The organism is Methylorubrum podarium, from assembly GCF_022179745.1.
Classification (GTDB): domain Bacteria; phylum Pseudomonadota; class Alphaproteobacteria; order Rhizobiales; family Beijerinckiaceae; genus Methylobacterium; species Methylobacterium podarium.
Window position 1 is genome coordinate 14,113 of sequence record NZ_BPRD01000342.1, and the last position, 17,631, is coordinate 31,743.

At 66.3% G+C, this 17,631-nt stretch carries 18 protein-coding genes; 4 read left to right on the forward strand and 14 right to left on the reverse strand.

Annotated features, from left to right (window positions below):
- Positions 1–2: 2 nt before the first annotated feature.
- From MFF42_RS16880 to MFF42_RS16910, 7 genes are all read right to left on the reverse strand, one after another.
- The gene (locus tag MFF42_RS16880; protein ID WP_238256787.1) at positions 3–449 is read right to left on the reverse strand and encodes a Mov34/MPN/PAD-1 family protein; all 447 of its coding nucleotides are present in this window, start codon (positions 447–449) and stop codon (positions 3–5) included.
- Between the two features lie 35 nt (positions 450–484).
- A complete protein-coding gene (locus tag MFF42_RS16885; RefSeq protein WP_238256788.1) occupies positions 485–1,831 on the reverse strand; it encodes a multiubiquitin domain-containing protein in 1,347 nt (448 codons plus the stop codon).
- A 138-nt stretch (positions 1,832–1,969) separates the two neighbouring features.
- A complete protein-coding gene (locus tag MFF42_RS16890) occupies positions 1,970–5,377 on the reverse strand; it encodes an ATP-dependent helicase (RefSeq protein WP_238256789.1) in 3,408 nt (1,135 codons plus the stop codon).
- 12 nt (positions 5,378–5,389) lie between these two features.
- Complete coding sequence (locus MFF42_RS16895) at positions 5,390–5,974, reverse strand: hypothetical protein (RefSeq protein WP_238256790.1); 585 nt, start codon at positions 5,972–5,974, stop codon at positions 5,390–5,392.
- Complete coding sequence (locus tag MFF42_RS16900) at positions 5,971–6,678, reverse strand: RNA polymerase sigma factor (protein ID WP_238256791.1); 708 nt, start codon at positions 6,676–6,678, stop codon at positions 5,971–5,973. Before MFF42_RS16900 ends, MFF42_RS16895 begins: the two co-directional genes overlap by 4 nt.
- A 202-nt stretch (positions 6,679–6,880) precedes the next feature.
- Complete coding sequence (locus MFF42_RS16905) at positions 6,881–7,696, reverse strand: metallophosphoesterase (protein ID WP_238256792.1); 816 nt, start codon at positions 7,694–7,696, stop codon at positions 6,881–6,883.
- On the reverse strand, positions 7,693–8,247 hold the full coding sequence (locus MFF42_RS16910) for a metallophosphoesterase (RefSeq protein ID WP_238256793.1): 555 nt from the start codon (positions 8,245–8,247) through the stop codon (positions 7,693–7,695). The genes MFF42_RS16905 and MFF42_RS16910 overlap by 4 nt, the downstream gene beginning before the upstream one ends.
- An 89-nt stretch (positions 8,248–8,336) precedes the next feature.
- Here MFF42_RS16910 and MFF42_RS16915 point away from each other — a divergent pair, with 89 nt between their 5' ends.
- Positions 8,337–8,732, forward strand: coding sequence for a DUF6582 domain-containing protein (locus MFF42_RS16915; protein WP_238256794.1), 396 nt, complete (start codon positions 8,337–8,339; stop codon positions 8,730–8,732).
- A 340-nt stretch (positions 8,733–9,072) separates the two neighbouring features.
- Here the strand turns inward: MFF42_RS16915 and MFF42_RS16920 are convergent, their stop codons facing one another.
- The 7 genes from MFF42_RS16920 to MFF42_RS16945 form a co-directional block, all read right to left on the reverse strand.
- Positions 9,073–9,777 (reverse strand): 2OG-Fe(II) oxygenase, encoded by a 705-nt coding sequence (locus MFF42_RS16920; RefSeq protein ID WP_238256795.1) that lies wholly within the window; start codon positions 9,775–9,777, stop codon positions 9,073–9,075.
- Complete coding sequence (gene ada, locus MFF42_RS16925; protein ID WP_238256796.1) at positions 9,774–10,847, reverse strand: bifunctional DNA-binding transcriptional regulator/O6-methylguanine-DNA methyltransferase Ada; 1,074 nt, start codon at positions 10,845–10,847, stop codon at positions 9,774–9,776. Before ada ends, MFF42_RS16920 begins: the two co-directional genes overlap by 4 nt.
- A gap of 11 nt (positions 10,848–10,858) precedes the next feature.
- Positions 10,859–11,551, reverse strand: coding sequence for a flavin reductase family protein (locus MFF42_RS16930; protein WP_238256797.1), 693 nt, complete (start codon positions 11,549–11,551; stop codon positions 10,859–10,861).
- On the reverse strand, positions 11,548–11,805 hold the full coding sequence (locus MFF42_RS16935; protein WP_238256798.1) for a hypothetical protein: 258 nt from the start codon (positions 11,803–11,805) through the stop codon (positions 11,548–11,550). The genes MFF42_RS16930 and MFF42_RS16935 overlap by 4 nt, the downstream gene beginning before the upstream one ends.
- 885 nt (positions 11,806–12,690) lie before the next feature.
- Positions 12,691–13,185 carry an MFS transporter gene (locus MFF42_RS26485; protein ID WP_306423543.1) on the reverse strand — a complete coding sequence of 165 codons (495 nt, stop codon included), beginning with the start codon at positions 13,183–13,185 and terminating at the stop codon, positions 12,691–12,693.
- The gene (locus tag MFF42_RS26490; RefSeq protein WP_306423544.1) at positions 13,128–13,931 is read right to left on the reverse strand and encodes an MFS transporter; all 804 of its coding nucleotides are present in this window, start codon (positions 13,929–13,931) and stop codon (positions 13,128–13,130) included. Before MFF42_RS26490 ends, MFF42_RS26485 begins: the two co-directional genes overlap by 58 nt.
- Entirely contained in the window at positions 13,894–14,901 is a 1,008-nt protein-coding gene (locus MFF42_RS16945) for a chromate resistance protein ChrB domain-containing protein (protein ID WP_238256799.1), read from the reverse strand. The genes MFF42_RS26490 and MFF42_RS16945 overlap by 38 nt, the downstream gene beginning before the upstream one ends.
- A gap of 111 nt (positions 14,902–15,012) precedes the next feature.
- Between MFF42_RS16945 and MFF42_RS16950 the strand changes: the two genes are divergently transcribed.
- From MFF42_RS16950 to MFF42_RS16960, 3 genes are read left to right on the forward strand one after another with little or no spacing between them, the layout of a single operon-like run.
- Complete coding sequence (locus MFF42_RS16950; RefSeq protein ID WP_238256800.1) at positions 15,013–15,603, forward strand: chromate resistance protein ChrB domain-containing protein; 591 nt, start codon at positions 15,013–15,015, stop codon at positions 15,601–15,603.
- Entirely contained in the window at positions 15,600–16,838 is a 1,239-nt protein-coding gene (chrA, locus tag MFF42_RS16955; RefSeq protein ID WP_238256801.1) for a chromate efflux transporter, read from the forward strand. The genes MFF42_RS16950 and chrA overlap by 4 nt, the downstream gene beginning before the upstream one ends.
- 44 nt (positions 16,839–16,882) lie before the next feature.
- Positions 16,883–17,476 (forward strand): superoxide dismutase, encoded by a 594-nt coding sequence (locus tag MFF42_RS16960; RefSeq protein ID WP_238256802.1) that lies wholly within the window; start codon positions 16,883–16,885, stop codon positions 17,474–17,476.
- Positions 17,477–17,631: the final 155 nt, after the last annotated feature.

Below are 17,631 nucleotides of genomic sequence, written 5' to 3' on the forward strand. Positions count from 1 at the left end.
GGTCACCCTGCGATCCGGATCAGGCTTCGTGCTCGGAACGGCGGCACCTCGCGCCACCGCCCTTTTGGGTCGAGCCGGTAGACGGCCGTTGTCTCGACGACGAAGGGTCGAGCCGCGAAGTCGGGCACGACGAGGGACAGGCAGCCGGTAGCGGTCGCGACCGCGTTCTCATCGTCGGTCCCCGAATGGTAGGCGCGCCCAGGGTGGCTGTGAATCTGCGCGAACAGGGTCAGTCCCTGCCGGAACAGCCAGACGTTCAGCCGGTGGAGTTCCTCCGGGCCGACGACGACGCAGACCCCGTCGCGGGTCCGAATGTGGCGCTGTGCCGGGATCACGGCCTGGGCGACCGTGAAACGCTCGCCGTCTTGATGGCCGACCCAAAGACCGAGCCCCTCGTGCCCGGCTCGGCCGACCTCCCGCATGTGCGCCTGGACCTCCTCGACGCACATGCGAGGGACTACCACCTCCTCGACCTGCGCCAGCGTCATCGGGGGACCAAGGCCGCCTGCATCGAGAACCCCGTCACGGTCGGTCGCAGCTCGACCTGCCATTGGTCGACCGGGTTCACCCCGTAGGTCAGGATCTGCTCGACCAAGAAGTGCAAGGAGCCGCTTCCGGAAGCCCGATGGAGAAGCCATGAGTCACCTGTGTGGGCCGGATGCTCGTGGTACTCGCGCACGCCGGGAAGGCAGAGGAAGGGGGGGTCGTTCGGGCCGTGCGACCCGATCATGTGGGCCGGCTGGATCTGGCCCGAGGCTAAGAGCCCCTCGAACATCTCCGGCGGCATCCCCGTCATGGGCGGGAGCCGAACCATGGCCATGGTCATGTCCGCCGCCCGGAGCGGCTCTCGGGTGAACGGATTGACGAAGGTCACCGAAGGCGGCTGCAGGTCGTAATTCGTGAAGTCGATCACCACGGCTCCGACCAGAGCGGCCGGCTTGAGGCGCGGCGCCGCGAAGGCCACGAAGACCTGCGGGAACGTCGCGTCGAGCAGGAAGCAGCCGCGGCGCCGGTGCGAGGCCTCGTGCTCGCGGAACTGCGCCACCTCCCGCTCGAACTTGGCCCGCGAGACCGCCTCATCGACGGACTGCATCTCGCCCGCAACCCCGGCCTTCAGGCTCAGGAACAGCACGGTCCCCGAGGCGAAGCCCGAATCCCGCACCAGCGTCGCGAGGTCGAGGACATCGCCCCCCTCAGTCTTCAGCTCCCAGTCGTCCGCCGGCCGGCCGACATTGTTGGTCTGCTGGAGAGCCTTGTCGCGCACCGAGACGAGAGCGTCGTTGCCCTCCGCGGTCACCTCCGTCCGCGTCCCGTTGACGACGACCGTCAGCGTGACGGTCGTTTCCTGCTCCTTGGGCCGCGAGACGAAGCGCTCGATGCCCTTGCGCGTCAGGTCGAAGGGGCCGTCCAGGGGCACGGGCTCGTCGACGCCACCGACCACTTCCAGGAAGACTTCGTTCTCCTCGGGGTCGAGGCCCGCGACCGTCATGAGCACACGGCCGGTGATCGTCGGCGCGCCCCACAGCATGTCCGTATCGTCGACAACGACCGGCAGGAGCTCGTCCGTCTTGAACACGAGCACCTTCTCGATGCCGCGCTCGCGGAGGTCCCAGGTCGCGCTGAGACGCAGATGCTCCGTGCCGCCCCCGGGCAGCATGCCGAGCACCATGAAGGCGGTCGCGGGCCGGCGGCCGGACGCGGTCAGGATCTGACGCGCGGTCGGGACAGGGTCGGGCAACTCGACGCGGCGGAAGGAAAGATGCTCGTCGCCGACGTCGAGCAGGTGGCGTTCCCCGCGGCGGCTCTCGGGCGGGTCTTCGGACTGGGTCATTGGTGTTCCTCGTTTGACGATGCCGGCGGGGCCTGTCCCGCGCCTTCACCAAGTCAATCGAGGCGGCGAACCTTGACCGGAAACGGCCGCCGTAACTTTTTTGCAGGCCGGATCGATCCGGCGGCGAGCAGGAACGGGTTACCGCAGCAGCGTGCCCGCCGGCACCGGACCGCAGACGAAGTAATGAGGGCACCGCGGGCAGGTGCGCTCGTTCGGCTTGCGAGGAAACTCGCCGGCGAGGATACGCTCCGCTTGGCCCGTCGCCTTCGTCTCCCGGTTCGCTACCTTCTTTTCGCTGAGGGCGAGCCGCATCACCATCTCGCCGTCCGGTTCGCTGAGATGGATGGCCTCCACACTGGCCCGCCCTCCGGGCCGGCGGCGTGCCGCGAGCTCATAGAGCCCGTAGACGATGCCGTCCTCCTCCTCCGAGGCGCGCCGGCCGGTCCGGACGCGACGGAACGCGACACCGGCGCCGTCCCCGCGCACCTCGTCAGGCGTGACAATCACCCGAAGCCCGCCCAGGTCCAACGTTACCGAAGCCCCGCCGCCATGGCCGTGGCCCTCCCGGGAGCGCATCAGCGCGCGGACAAGTCCCAGTCCGGCCCGCCTGTAGTCCTCCGCGAAGCCGTTCACGGTCGGCCCCTTCTCAAGCCAGACCTCGTCGAACCGCGCCTCGACCGCGGCCGGCGAGAGATGCCACCGCTCCGGCTCGGCCCGGATCCAGCGCATGACATCGTAGACGACATCGTGCATGCGCACGTACGCGGTCGACCGACGTCCGCCCGCGACGCCGAGGACGTGCGTGTACAGGAAGCGACGCGGACACTTGTCGAACAGCGAGAACGCCTCCGCCGTGAACACGGGCGGCGCCCCCCAAGTGACCGGCACCGGGTCCACGTCGTCCCCGTCCGCTTGCCCCCCGGACGGCGCTGTCGCCACACGCCGGAGCCGCGATTCGACGCGCGGCAGGTAGGGCGAGGGCTCCCGCCGGTTGCCGTTAGACTGCTTCGACGCCGCGTACAGGGTCAGGTGGACCCGGGCGCGCGACAGCGCGACGAAGAACAGGCACTCCTCCTCTGCATCATGGCCGGCCTTCACCGCCTCGATGCCAGTCAGGTCCTCCATGCCGGCGATCATGCCGTCGGGCGGCGGGCAACGCGGCGTCTGCTCCTTGCCGGGGATGCCAGTTTTGACCATCCCCGGGACGTGGACCGCCTCGAACTCCAAACCCTTGCTAGCGTGGACTGTCAGGAGGCTCACCGCGTCCATCGCGCTCGCGGCCGCCGGCATATGGCGGAGATCCCGTTCCTCCGACAGCAGCACCAGGCGGCGGACGCGGGCAAGAAGGCGCTCGACCGGGAGGCCGGGACCTTCCGGCAGGGCCCGGCAGAATGCGAGGAACTGCCAGAGGGCCACGCCTCTCAAACAGTCGCTTGGCCGGTCGGAGCAGGCAAGCCGGCGTAGCAGGTCAGTCCGGTCGAGAAGGAGACGGGTCAGCACCTGCCAGGGATGGGCAGCCGGCCCGAACCCCTCCAAGTCCCCGGCCAGGACGCGCAGGGCGCCCGCCGCCCCAGGAGCGACCCGGTGGGCGGTCGCGAGCCATTCCAGCGGATGCCGGCACTCCGACGCATGGGCTTGGAGCTTGTCGAGATCCGGCAGCGACAGGCTGTAGCGCTCCGCCAGAGCCACGCGAGGCAGCCCGGCCGCCTTCGGGTCGACAATCAACGACAGGAGCGCCAGCAGGTCCCTGACCTCGTCGCGCTCGAACAAGTTGCCGAGGAAAAGGACCGGTATCTCGCGCTCCGTCAGGGCAGCCGCGAGCTCACCGAGCCGCTTGTTGCCGCGGCAGAGCACCGCCTGGTCGCGAAACAGGATGCCGGCCTCGCGGAGTTCAAGGATGCGGTCTGCCACGGCGTGTAGTTCGTCCTCGGGACGCTCTGCCGTCCGCAGCTGGGGAACGTAGCCGGAGCGCCCGCCCCAAGCGTCAAGATCGAGCGGCAGCACCCCCTGGGAGGCCAGCATCCCCCCAGCGAAGGTCGAGAAGGTGTCGACCACCTCTCCTTTCGACCGATAGTTCACCTTCAGCGCCCGAACGGTCGCGCCAGGGAAATCGTCGGCAAACCCGGCCATGCTCGCCGACGAGGCTCCGCGGAACCGGTAGACGGACTGGCGGGAATCGCCCACCGCCCAGAGCCGCTCCCCGGCGCCGGCGAGCGCCTTCAGAAGCCGCACGCTTGCTCGGTTCACGTCCTGATACTCGTCGACCAGTATGTAGCGGTGGCGGTCGCGCAGCAGCGCCAGCGCCTCCGCGTCCCGCTCCAGCAGCAGGGCTGCCCGCATCACCAAGTCGCCGAAATCCAGGCGCCCGGCGCGGCGCATCTCGCGGTCATAGACCTCGTAGACGTCCGCCGCCTCGCAGGCCTTCTCGGCCCGCACGCGGGCGGCGTCGTCGACCGGCGGCTTGTCCCTCATCGCCATCGCGAGCGCCCGGTACTCCGGCACCCCGAAGACCTCGTCCTTCGCCCGCGAGATCGCTGCCAAGATTTCGGCCACGTCGAGTGTCGGATCGTACAGGTTCCTAAAGTGGCGGAGCGCCAAACCTGGAAGCAGGTCTTCCAGGAGGTCGACAGCGTCGGCCTTGTCTACAAGGCGCGGGTTGTCCGGCAGTCCGTCCCGGTCGTGGAAGCGGCGCAACAGGTCAAGCCCAAATCCGTGGAAGGTACCGATCCACATGCCGGCGGCTGCCTCGGGTCGCACGGCCGCGACCCGCTCGACGAGTTCCCCGGCCGCCTTGTTGGAGAAGGTCAGGACCAGAACGTGACGCGGGTCGATGCCCGCGTCGAGGAGATGTCCGATTCGGGCGACAAGCGTGCGCGTCTTGCCCGTCCCGGGACCGGCTTGGAGCAGGCACGGGGAACCGTCGTGGGTCGCGGCGTCGCGCTGGCTGTCGTCGAGATCCGGTGGCCGCTTGGCCGCCGGCATGACAGTCTCGACGCGCTCCGGCAGGAGGAGCGCGTCGAACAGCTGCTCGGCGACCAGCGCGTAAGGCAGCCCCGTGCGGCCGACGATGTCGCTTGCGCCCAGGCCGTCCCGCAGGAAGAGGTCCCGAACCCACTCCCGCGGCAGGACGAGCTCACGGGCGAACAAGTCGGCCTGGAGCTCGCGGCGCTCGCGATGCCCGTAATCAACGACTTTCTCGACACCGCTCGCCCCAGCCTCGACCGAACGGGACGGATCGATCTCGTGGTCGACGATCACCTCGGTCGGCTTGTGCACGACCGCGTGACCCAGTTCGTGGGCGGCGAGCAGCGCCTTGTCGACATCGGCGCCAACATCGACGCAGATAACGGCGTCGAGTTCGGGATCGTAGAGGCCGCGGCCGCCGCGAAGAAGCGGGTCACCCAAGCCAAGCCACCAGAGATTGGGAACCCGCGGCTCGATGGCGGCCGTCACCAGAGCGAGCGGTAGCCAGGGATCGGCCCCCGCCTCGACGGCGTCGCGGTGGATGGAGGCCGCTTGTCGCCGGATCGTCTCAAACGCGTCCACCTGCCGGTTCCGTCAGAGGGATGAGAGCCGGCGTTTCTGCTCCTCGGACAGCTCGGACGTCTCCAGCGCTTCCAAGAACCCTTGCTTGCCGGTCGCCTCGGGCTTGCCATTGCTTTTGAAGCTAGCACCCACGGGAATGCGCGACGGCAGGGCGAGGTACGCCGCGAGCTCCTCGGCCGGGGCGGCCAGCGCCCGCGCCAGAGCGGCGACGAAGCCCGCCGACAGCTCTTCCGACCGGACAACCCTGTCTCTGAGCCTTGCCAGGAACAGGACGCTGCAGTCGAAGGCGGCAGCAACCGCCTTGAGCGTGCGGCCCGCGAACGGGTCGGCTGCGATGGCCTGCATCACGGGACGAGCGGCAATTCTGTTCTCGGTCTCCGCGAGGCTCCGGCGCGAGGCGGTAGCCTGGTGCTCGTCAACGGGCGCGCATTCGGGGACGTCGCCCTCGGAATGGAGCGAAAGCTCCTCGGCGAGCTCCATGAGCTCGTTCTCGAACTCGGGGAAGCGCAGAACGAAGTCGTCGAGGCGCGCCTCCGGGTCACCGCTGAGCGTGGCGAAATCTGTGAGGACGTCTTCCAGGCTGTGTCGGGCTATCATGGCCTGCGACCTTCCAGGTCTTCGCGTACGAGCCTAACGGCCCGGGTGATCCGGTTGCGAACGGTTCTCTCGTCGACGTCGAGCTGCTTGGCGATGGTCATTTTGTCGGGATCCGTGGAGCCAGCCTGATCCCCCCGACAGACGAGACGGACCGTCTCACGCAGGGGTTCTGGCAGCCTCTCAATCGCCGCCAAAGCCGCACTCCGGAAATCGTGGAACTCGAAAGGCGTCAGCCCGAAAATTTCCTCAGGCGTGGGCGCCGCTAGTTCGCCAGACCTTGCCGCGCCATCGTTCGCGTCGGGCACTTCCACCTTGCGCCCGTCGGCGCGCTGCTGCCGAGTGTACGTCGTCTTGCGCAGGCTCGCTAAGGCGCCGTCGAACATCGCCTCATACGGGTCTAGGCGTTCAGGCTCTGGGCCGAGCCCCAGGGCCAGCACCTCGTGGAACTTGCCCAGCACCTCCTCTCGCACGGTCTCGGGGTCCGAGACTGTGCCATAGCGGATGGTGTGTGACAGGTTATGGCGGACGCGGCAGTCGAGCACTGCGAAGAGCTTATCAAACCACGCCGGGTTGTTGTCCGACCGCGCCGACCGCAGCAAGTAGAGGAGGCACTCATTTGAAACATAGCCCGCGGCGTCCCGCCTGCCGACTTGTAGCCGCGCCATGATCCTTTCGCGGGAAAGGTCGAGAAGCTCGACCAGCATTGCTGTGGTATCGGGACGGCGGTCGTAGGGGCTACCGTCCGTTCGCCGTTTCGTCAGGGGGCGTATCGACACTTCGTTGTCCGGAGAGACGAATCCTCATGAGTATGGCTTAGCCGCAACCTAAACAACAGGCCATCGTCTTCGCATGGGCCCGGTAGTGAGGCTGGCGCCTTCGGCCGTCGGAGGTAAAGTAAGCGTCCGATTACGCGGGCGTCCGGTTGTGAACAACGAGTTCCGGCACGAAGCCCGAGCGCTCGTCGGCATGGCCCCGCGGGTTGCAGAGCACCCTCGTGCGCCCGATTCGGTAGTCAACGGCCCGGTGCACGTGCCCATGCACCCACAGGTCCGGTCCCTGCTCCAGGATCACATCCGTCAGGTCGGAGGCGTAGCACCATGCCAGGTCGGCGTGCGGGGCCGGAAGGCTGGCCGGGTGCGGGGCGTGGTGGGTCACAACCACGGACGGACCGTCGTGGGGCCGGGAGAGCTCCGCCTCAATGAAGGCCCGCGTCGCCCGGTGCATGGCCAGCACCTCGCCGGGCTCGATCCTGTTCCGGGACCGTGGGCCCGTCCTGATGCGGCGGTAGTCCACCATGCCGAAGCGCCCCTGGGCGGACCGGAAGGCGTGCGTGAGGCCGTGGCTTCCCAACCGAAAATCGGTCCAGAGCGTGCCGCCCAGGAAGCGTGTGCCGCCGATCACGACGGCGTCGTCGAGCAGCAGGTGGATGCCGAGCGCGGCGGCCCGCTCCCGGCCGCGTTCGAGCTGGTCGAAGATCGTGTAGCGGTCCTCGCCGCGGTCCCACCAGAAGTCATGGTTGCCCGGGACGTAGACGACCGACACGCCGGGGAGGCGCTCGGCCAGCCAGTCCAGGGACCGCGTCAGCGGCATGTGGATGTCGCCGGCAACCACGGCCACGTCGAAGCCCCCCGCCGGCGCGTGCGCGGCAGGGTCCCAGGCGTTCTCCGGCCATTCCTGGTGCAGGTCGCTGAAGATCCAGAGGCGTTGGACAGGCACGGTCATAGCGCACCTCCCGCAGACTTGGCGTTCTCGGCGAGGCGCACGCGGATCTCGGCGAGGGTCACCGGCCGGAAGTCGAAGCAGTCGACGCCGACGTCAGTGCTCGCCGCGGTGCCAGGCAGCCTGCCGTGCGAGTGGCCGTAGAGGTGGATGTCGCCGCGGTGCATGCCCGGCCATACGCGATGCGCGTAGTGGCTGGCGAACACGGTAGCCGTCGTGCCGTCATTGCAAGTGACATGCACCCGGGCGACGTCGACAACGGGACCATCCCATGGCATCCGTTGCCCGATACGGTCATGGTTTCCCCTAACGAGGAAACGTCGGCCATTCAGGCGCGAGAAGATCTCCTGGGCCCGGGCCTCAGGGCAGCGGTAGAAGACATCTCCAAGGTGCCAGACGGTGTCTTGCGGCCGTACGGCCGCGTTCCAACGGGCGATCAACGCCTCGTCGTGTTCCTCGATGGTGTCGAAGGGGCGGTTGAGGCCGAGGCGGCTTCCGAGCACAGCCCTATGGGACCAGTGACTGTCCGCCGTGAACAGAACTTGAGGTGACATGCGAGCCTCGCGCAAATGCGGAGGATCGGCACGCGGCGCGGCACTCCGGAGTCAAACGGATGGGTGCGGGGCCGCGGGTTTCATGGTGAATGACTCCGGACGAATGGCGTTACATCACCTGGGCGCACCCGCCGGGCAAGGCCGAAGCCGATACCGTCCACATGCGGCAGCAGGACGAAGACCTGGCATGGAGCGGATGCCTGTCCGCCAGGATCCCGCCGGCGGAGGCACCACGGCTACCGGCGCCGCGTTCACCTTCCAGACACCCGGAGGGCACGACGTCGAAACTGAAGACCGAGGACCGCGAGGACCTGAGCAAGAGCAAGTTCGCCCTGCCCGAGGAGCGGAAGTACCCCGTCGAGGACAAGGCGCACGCCCGGAACGCCAAGGCACGCGCCGCCCAGCAAGAGAAGGCCGGCAACCTCTCCGCGGCCGACAGGAAGCGGATCGACACGAAGGCCGACAAGGTCCTTGGCAAGGGCTAGCCTCCTTGCCGGGGATGCGTCCCGGACAGCGGATCGAGAAGGTTGAGGGGCGCGCGCGACGTCCTCGCCCAGGAGACGCAGCCTAGCGTCCCGCCGCCCGAGGGAGGCGGGGCGACCAAAAAGGCTTACGGACGAGCGATCCCAACACCAGGGCGAGCCCGACCCTGCGGCCGGCCTTCATGGAGGTGTCGGCGATGGCCAGCGTCGCGGGGCCGGGGCTGGCAACGAGGGCGGCCGTGCATGTCAGGGGCAGGCGCAGGGACGTGAGCATGGTGGTCCGGCGTCCGAGGTCGTGGGGATCACCATACGGCTTGTCCGGGGCGCCGCGCCACGAGCCACTTCAAGTCGCGTCGTGGAAGATGATCCCCAGCGTGTGCCGACGCCCCGAGCGGACCTCGCTGACGCCGTGCCGCATCATCACGCGGTAGTCGCCCTTGCTCCCGCGCTGGGGCCGGCCGTGGACGGCGAAGACCACCGCGTCGCCCTTCGTCAGCGGCACGACCGCGGCCCGCGACTGCATCCTCGGGCGCTGCTCCGTCAGGACGAACTCCCCGCCCTCAAACGCCTCGCCTGGTTCGGACAGAAGCGTGGCGACCTGGAGCGGGAAGACGTGCTCGCCGTAGAGGTCCTGGTGCAGGCAGTTGTAGTCGCCCGGGACGTACTGCAGCAGCAGCGGCGTGGGCCGCCGTTGCCCGGCGGCATGGCAACGCTCCAGGAACTCCGCGTGGGTCGTGGGGAAGCGGACGTCCACGCCCATGCGCTCGTGCCACGCGTTCGCGACGGGCGCGAGCCTCGGATAGAGCCCCGTGCGCATTTCCTGCACGACGTCGGGCAGGGGGTATGAGAAGTAGCGGTACTCGCCCCGCCCGAACCCGTGGCGCGCCATGACGATGTGGCTGCGGAACGCTGGCGTGTCCCCGTACATCGCGGAGACGGCATCGCACTGGTCGGCGGTCAGGAGCTTCGGCAGCACGCCCCAGCCCTGCCGGTCGAGGTCGGCGACGACCGTCCCCCAGTCCAGTTCGTCGATGCGCGCCATGGTCATGCCGCCACCTGTTCGCGGTCGAGGATCGCGCGCTTGCGCTCGACGCCCCAGGCGTAGCCCGACAGGGCTCCGTCGTTGCGTACGACGCGATGACAGGGGATGGCGACCGCGAGCTTGTTGGCCGCGCATGCGCCCGCTACCGCGCGAGTCGCGCTCGGCAGTCCAATGCGCTCGGCGACCTCGGTGTAGGATGAGGTCTGGCCGAACGGGATGTCGCGCAGCGCCTGCCAGACCCGCTGCTGGAACGCGGTGCCGCGCACGTCGAGGGGCAGGTCCAGGCCGATCTGCGGCGCCTCGACGAAGCCGACCACCTTGGCCACGACGGCCTCGTACCCGGCGTCGCCCCCGATCAGCTTCGCCTTGGGAAAGCGGTCCTGAAGGTCGCGCGCCAGCGTATCCGGGTCGTCGCCGATCAGGATGGCCGCCACGCCCTTGGCGCTGGATGCGACCAGGATCGCTCCGAGCGTCGTCTCGCCGATGGCGAAGCGGATCTCCTCCCGCACCCCACCCCTGCGGAAGGCCGAGGGCGTCATCCCGAGCATAGCGTCCGACGCCGCATAGAAGCGGCCGCTCGAACTGAAGCCGGCGTCGTAGATGGCCTCGGTGACGCTGCCGTCGCCGGCCAATGCCTCACGGACGCGCTTCGCTCGGTGGGCGGCCGCGTAGCCCTTCGGCGTCAGGCCGGTCTGCGCCTTGAAGATGCGGTGGAAATATCCGGGACTGAGCCCGAGCGCCGCCGCGAGGTCGGTCAACGATGGCGCTGTCTCGCCGTCCTCGATCAGCCGGCAGGCCCTGGTGACGAGTTCGGCGTTCACCGCCTCGGCGACCGGTCCGTCGGGCTTGCACCGCTTGCACGGCCGGAAGCCGGTCCGCCGCGCATCCTCAAGGGTGTCGTGGATGGTGACGTTCCCGGGGTTGCAGCCACGCGAGGGGCAGGACGGCCGGCAATAGATGCCGGTCGTGCTGACGGCGTACCAGAACCGGCCGTCCGCCGTCTTGTCGCGGGCGACGATGCGGGCCCAGCGCGGATCGGCGAGGATGGCCTGGGCGTGCGTGTCTTGGATGATCATGGCATCGGTCCTCAGGCGGCGAGCCCGACCTCGCCGCGCGCCCGGTCGACGTCGGGCATGCGGTAGGCCTTCTCCTCGATCTCGGCGAGGCGGGACGGGACGATCTCGGTCGGTGAGACGCCGTAGAGCTTCTGGAAGTTCATGATCAGCGGCTGCCACTTGGCGGGGTCGATCCGGTTCTCGTGCCCCTCCATGAGCAGGTCGGGATGCACGTGGACGCGGGTGATGCGCACCTCGAAGGCCGAGAGCAGGCCCGCGACCTGGGGATCGTCGTCCATGATCCCGTGCCGTGCCGCGACGACGGCTTCTAGCTGGATCGGGCATTCCAGGGCACGCGGCGCGGCCACGGACTGCGACGGGACGGGCGTCAGGCCGGCCACCTCGAACTTCCGGGGCTCGTACGAGTAGCCCAGCTTCTGCTTGAGCGCGGGGATGTCCTTGGTGCCGGTCAGGCGGGCGAGCCTGTTCACCGCGTCGGCCTGCGCGGGGGAGGCCAGGTTGAGCACGCACTGCCCGGTCCGGATCATATTCTGCGGCGTCTGCGACGCGGTCTGGAGGCCGAGCATGCACCGCCAGCCGAGCCACCACGCGGCCGACATCGGGGCGAGGTTGGCGGTACCGTCCTCGTTCTGCGTGCTGATGAGGACGACCGGCGTTCCGAGGTAGAGGATCGACGGCTCGATGGTGACGTGGGTATCGGTCACGACAGGCTCCATGGCTTGGCAACGAGCCACCTATGAGTCAGCGCGTGCGGCGAGGAACTCCGGTTCTTGCTCTGAAATCTAACTGTCACGATTGGCGGGATCGGCCGAATGACCGAGGGGCCGACTTCGACGAAGGCCAACTCGATCAGGGAGACGTCGATGCCGTAGTCCGCGAGGGCGCTGTGCTCGATGAGGGCCGGCAGCAGGCATACGTGGAGGCACGAGATGGCCTCGGAGAGCTCCGCCTTCTCCATGAAGCCGACCGGTCCGGTCCAGGCCGTTCCGGCCCGGGCAAGGCACCTCTCGTCACGGCCCCCGCCGCTGCGTTTTACGACCGCCCGCCCACCATCACGACGAGCTCGTTGCAGGTATAGGCCTGCCTTGGGTGTGAGCCCGCCTCATTGATGCGGCGCTCGATGACCAGTTGCGACCGGTGGTCGAGCCGCCCCAGCACCTGGCTCGTGCTACGCCGCTGGTTCCCCATTGTCTCGAATGACATCAGAGCACCTCAGGGCTGAGCGCTGACGCATCTGAGCCCGTTCTGTCACCTTAGGGGATTTTGGTGCATCGCAGCCCGCAACCACAAGGCTGGATCTATAGGACCAAGCGATCTCGACATGCGCGCAGACGTAGGCGGCCGTCGCCCCAATCGTGATTTTAAAATGACTCAGACGTCCTGGCCGAACGGAGGCGCGACGCCGGTTTGTTCCAACCAGCTGTCGTTTGTTCCAGCTAGCCTGTCGCCCTAGACGAGCTGGCGCACCGGGGAGGATGAAACTGGGAACTCCTATGTCATTGTTGCGGCGACGAATTTTCAAAACCAAGGCAGGCGCGGCAGAAGAACCTTCAGGTTTTAGCGATGGCAGCCTGTTGGCACGATCGGTTTCAGGGCGCCATATTGGCAGGTAAGTCTTGTGAGCGAGGGACCGTGCAGCGGATTGCGGTTCATGGTTCCAAGCGTCGGAGCAGATACTCGATCGCGCTATCTGACGTCAGGGTGGCATCCGTCAGAGCCCAGTCGAGAGCCCGTGAGTTCTGTCACGATTAAGCCTTATGCCCTTCGCGAATGGCCAACGGACTAAACCTCGGTCCGATTGATTGCTGGAACGGCAAACACGAGGAGCGCGTCGAGGTTTCGGTTAGCTTTCTTCGGGCGGCTTAACCATTCTGAACTGCTGGAGGAGCATGAGATCGTAGGCGATTTTGAGCAGACCCGCCAGGACAAGCGGCCAGCCAAATGCGCTGGCGCTCAGAAGCCAACCAGACAGCAGCGGGGCGATAGCGCTAGCTAGGCTTCGCGGCACAGCAGTCAGGCTCGCGGCTGCCGGCCTTTCCTCCGGCTCGACAACGGCCATGACGTAAGACGAACGCGTGGGCACATCCATTTGGGATAGCAGGCTGCGCATGATCAGAAGGACGAAGGCGAGCCAAAGGTTCGGAGCGAACGCCGTAAGCACGAGGAAGAAGTTGGCCGGCAAATGCGTGAAGACCATCGTGTTCACGAGCCCACACCGACGCGCGAGCGGCACCGCGACGAAATATGACGCCGCCGAACACAACCCTGTGACAAAGAAGATCATTCCTGTGGTTGCAACGTCGAGCCCAAAGCGCTGGAACAGCCATAGGGCGAGCATCGCGTTGACGACGAAGCCACCGCCGAAGGAGTCGAGCGCAAACAGGGCGGCAAGCCCGAGCACACGGCGGCGGGACGGCCCAGGGACATCCGTTGCCGGCTTGCTCCCTTCTCCGCGCTCGGTGACAGGCCGCGATAAAGGAGGAAACTCGCGAGCCCGAGCGCACCATAGAGGAGAAAAAGGCCCTGGATGATGGCTTCGCGATCGATCAACGGAGAAAGCCAGTCAACGACACCAGCGGCGAGCGCGCCAACGGCCGCGATGACCGAACCTACGAAGCTATAGCGGGCAAAGGTCGAGGTGCGTTCCCTGTCGGATACCGATGCCGTGAGCACCGTGTGTTCCAGTGGCAGAAACACGCTCACGTCGCCGCTCGATGGGTTCAGCGTTCCAACGAATGCGATTAGAGCCAGTGGCCAAAAGCCATCGAGTGCGAGGAAGCCAAGGCCTGTGGCAGCCATAAGAATACTGGCCGCCAGGAGAGCGCTGCGGCGTTTCATGCGATGCGCAACAAAGCCGAACCCAAGCGTAAGGAGGACCGAGCCGAGAAGGGTCGCGGTGGAGATGAGGCCGACGGTGATCGCGTTGAACCCTAAGGCCGCCAGGTGCACCGGTAGTAGAATGGCCACGTACCCGTCACCGAAGGCGCGCAACGCCCGCGCCCATAGAACCCGCCGGACATCTGAGCCGCGCCGGGACGACATTCGCTCAGCCACGCTCGTCCCGGAATGAAGCATAAAGGTCATCGAAGATCGTGCGCCCCCGCTCGATTCGCTCACCGTCGGTTTGGGCAGCTGCGGTGAGGCCGGCGATGAGACGGGCGATGCCAGCCGCTTCCGGACGGCCGAATTTGTCTTCCTTGAGGTCGATGTCATGCACGATATCGGCGATCGCTTTGAGAGCCGGATCGGAAAGCCCAGTGCGTTCAAGCAGCACTTCGAAACTGCAGTTGTCGCCCTTGTGAGTGAATTCGGCCTCGAACATATCGAACCGCAGTTCCCCAGGTTCCGGCTCGTAGCCCTTATGTGGGACAAACTTGAATCGGGCGTCCGGGTCGATGAAGCGGGTGATCAGCCAAGCACAGGCGATACGATCTACATGAACACCGCGCCGTGTCACCCAGACCTTACCCTTGAGATTTTGCAGGCCTTGTTCCATCGGTTTTACGTCCTCCTCTGGCCCTGATGACCCCAGGGCGGCGTTAAAGTGATCTTCGATCCCGGCGAGCAGGCCTGCGACACTCTCCCGACCATTGGCCCCGAAGAAGTCGATCCGCTCGATCTCGGCTAAGCGCTTTCGCAGCCGCGCGTGCTTGCCCTTCAATTCCGCCGAACTCTCGCCGCGGGCGTTTTCGCTGGATACCAACCCCGCGAGGTCGCGAACCTCTTTGGTCAGTTCTTGGTAGTCGGCATCACGGGTCGCATTGAACAGCGCGATTACTTCTGCGTCGTTGAGGCCCCCGATAAAGCGGGCCTCGCAAAGGGAACCTTCTCCCCCACCCTCCTCGATCTCGCGGAGGAGCCACTCGAAGTCCTCCTGCGTCTCCTCGTTCATGGGGAGGGCGTAGACCGAGCTTTTGATCGCCACGGCGCCCAATCCCTGCAGGCGTCGCCAAACCTTGACCCGAAAGTAGGCCGGCTTGGGCGGCAGCTGATGAATGAGCAGAAGCCAGCGGTCCGCAGCAGACTCGGGCGATGGGTTTTCAGCGCAGCTCATTTGTTCTCACCGTATCATGTCGAAGTTGAATTTGAAACAGTTGTATCTTTTGGGCGTTTGACGTAGGGTGCTTCATGAGAGTCGACACATCGTTCATGAAGGGAGGTAGCTTTGAAGTGGGTCACACGCGAACGCCCGGTCATCGACCGCATCGCCTGCCCCTGGCTGATCGCCCGGTTCATCGACGCGGAAGCGGAATTTCTCTTTGTTCCTCCGTCTGAGGTGATACGGGTCGCGCAGGAAACCGGCGCGATGCCTTACGACGTGCCCGGCGTTGAATTCACGCACTTCGGCGAGGGGTGTAGCTTCGACGCCTTTGTAGCCACCTATGGGCTTCAGCGCGACCCGGCTCTTGTCACGATCGCCGCCATCGTGCGCGGCGCCGACACCGACCGGCACGATCTGACGCCGCAGTCGGCAGGTCTTCTTGCGATTTCAATGGGCCTGCGCGACGTCACGCCGGACGACCATGAGGTTCTGCGCCATGGTTTCGTGATGTACGACGCCCTCTACGCTTGGGCGAAGACGCGCCGCTACGAGACTCACAGCTGGCCTCCGGTCGGCTTCAGCGCCGACGGCGTAAATATCAGCGGTCACGGCAGTAAACGGGCGTTCCCGGCGAGCAATCCGCCCGCCCCAACGTCGATCGTCGGGCTACCCGACAAGACACCCCGGCCACAACCTGAGGAGCGCAACGAATGAAGGCAGACGTACAGGGCGTAAGCTCGGCGGAAGATCAAAGCGTGGTGCCGCAGCTTTCCTATGCACAGATCTTCGCCAAGTTCTTGCGGTTTGGCTTCCTGGCCTGGGGCGGTCCGGTCGCTCAGATTGCCATGATCCGCCGAGAGCTCGTCGAGGAGGAACGCTGGGTCTCAGGTCCCAGGTTCAACCGCCTCCTCGCGGTCTACCAAGTGCTTCCCGGTCCGGAGGCTCACGAGCTGTGCGTCTTCTTCGGCACGCTACCTAAGGGGCGACTGGGCGGTCTTCTCGCAGGCTTGGGCTTCATGCTGCCCGGCTTCGTGCTGATGTTTGCGCTGTCCTGGCTGTATCTCTCCACAAACATCACGCAGACTGTGGCCGCAGCAGCGTTTCTGGGCGTCCAGCCGGCCGTTATCGCCCTTATCGTGCGTGCCGTGCACCGGATCGGCGGCCACGTCCTGCTCGACCGTTGGCTGTGGGGCATAGCTGCTGTCGCCGGGTTCGCTGCTCTGGTCGGAACGCCTTTTTGGATTACACTTCCACTCGCAGGCCTCGCCTATGTGTTCGCGGCGCGTCATCAACTGTTGCCAGCCGGCCTGTTGGTAGCCATGCTTATCGGCCTCGGGCTCTACTTCGCCTGGACCATGTTCGGTGGTCCGACGTCCGGAAGCGGGGCGGTGGCTCAAGCCGTCGCGGAGCAGAAGCCGTCGCTGCTTCAGCTCTTCTTCTCCGGCCTGAAGGCCGGCCTCCTCACCTTCGGCGGAGCCTACACCGTCATCCCGTTCCTGCGCGACGATGCGGTCGGCAACGGGTGGATGACCGACGCGCAATTCCTCGACGGCCTCGCCCTGTCCGGCATTCTGCCGGCGCCCCTGATCATATTCTCGACCTTCGTCGGGTATTTCGGCGGCGGCCCACTTGGGGCGATCGTGATGACCATCGGCATTTTCCTGCCGGCGTTCGGCTTTTCTCTGTTCTTCCACGACCAACTCGAACGGTTGGTGGACAACGAGAAGATCAGAACCTTCCTCGAAGGCGTGTCCGCGGGCGTCGTCGGGCTGATCGCTGCCACGACTTTCGAGCTTGGTTACAAGACGCTCGTGAACGTGCCCGGCGTGCTGATCCCGCTCGCAATCTTCGCGACCTCGCTTGCTGCTCTCTACGTTTTCAAGGCTAAGACAACAATCCTTTGGGTCGTTCTCGCCGCAGCGGCGGCCGGCCTGGTCCTGTTCAGATAACCCACAACGCACCACCGCATTAAGAGAGCGGAGGGGAGGAACGCATGGTCTACACAATGAAACCGCTCGCTTGCGACCCTGCGCGCATCAAGGGGATGTCAGAGCGCCTCATCGTCAGTCACTACGAGAACAATTACGGCGGCGCCGTCAAGCGGCTCAATTCCATCGGTGATCAACTCGCTTCTCTCGATTTCGAAGCCGCACCCGGCTTCGTGATCAATGGCCTGACGCGCGAGCAGCTCATCGCGATGAACTCCATGATCCTCCATGAGGTATTCTTCGCCTCTTTGGGCGAGGAGAGCGGGCCGGACGATGTGCTGCAGGAGGTCTTGACACGGGACTTTGGCTCCGTTGAGCGCTGGCGTTCTGAGTTCACGGCGATGGGCAAAGCGCAGGCCGGCGGCTCTGGCTGGGTGCTGCTGACGTGGTCTAAGCGGGACCAAAAACTCGTCAATGCTTGGGCAGCGGACCACACCACGACAATTGCGGACGGCATCCCTGTCCTGGCGCTCGACATGTACGAGCACTCCTATCACATCGACTACGGCGCCAAGGCCGCGGACTATGTCGGCGTGTTCATGAACGCGATCGACTGGCCGAGCGTCCGCCGGCTCCTCGACGAGGCTCGCAGGTCATGAAGCTCGGCCGCCTTCTGCTCACGGCCGCTCTGGTTGCCTCGGTGTCGAACGCAATCGCCTGGGCGCAGCCCCAAACGGCGGTCACCTTCGCCGATGCACCGTCCGGCCAGCCGCCTGTGGACTTCGAGCCCATGCTGACCGGCGACGGGCCGTCC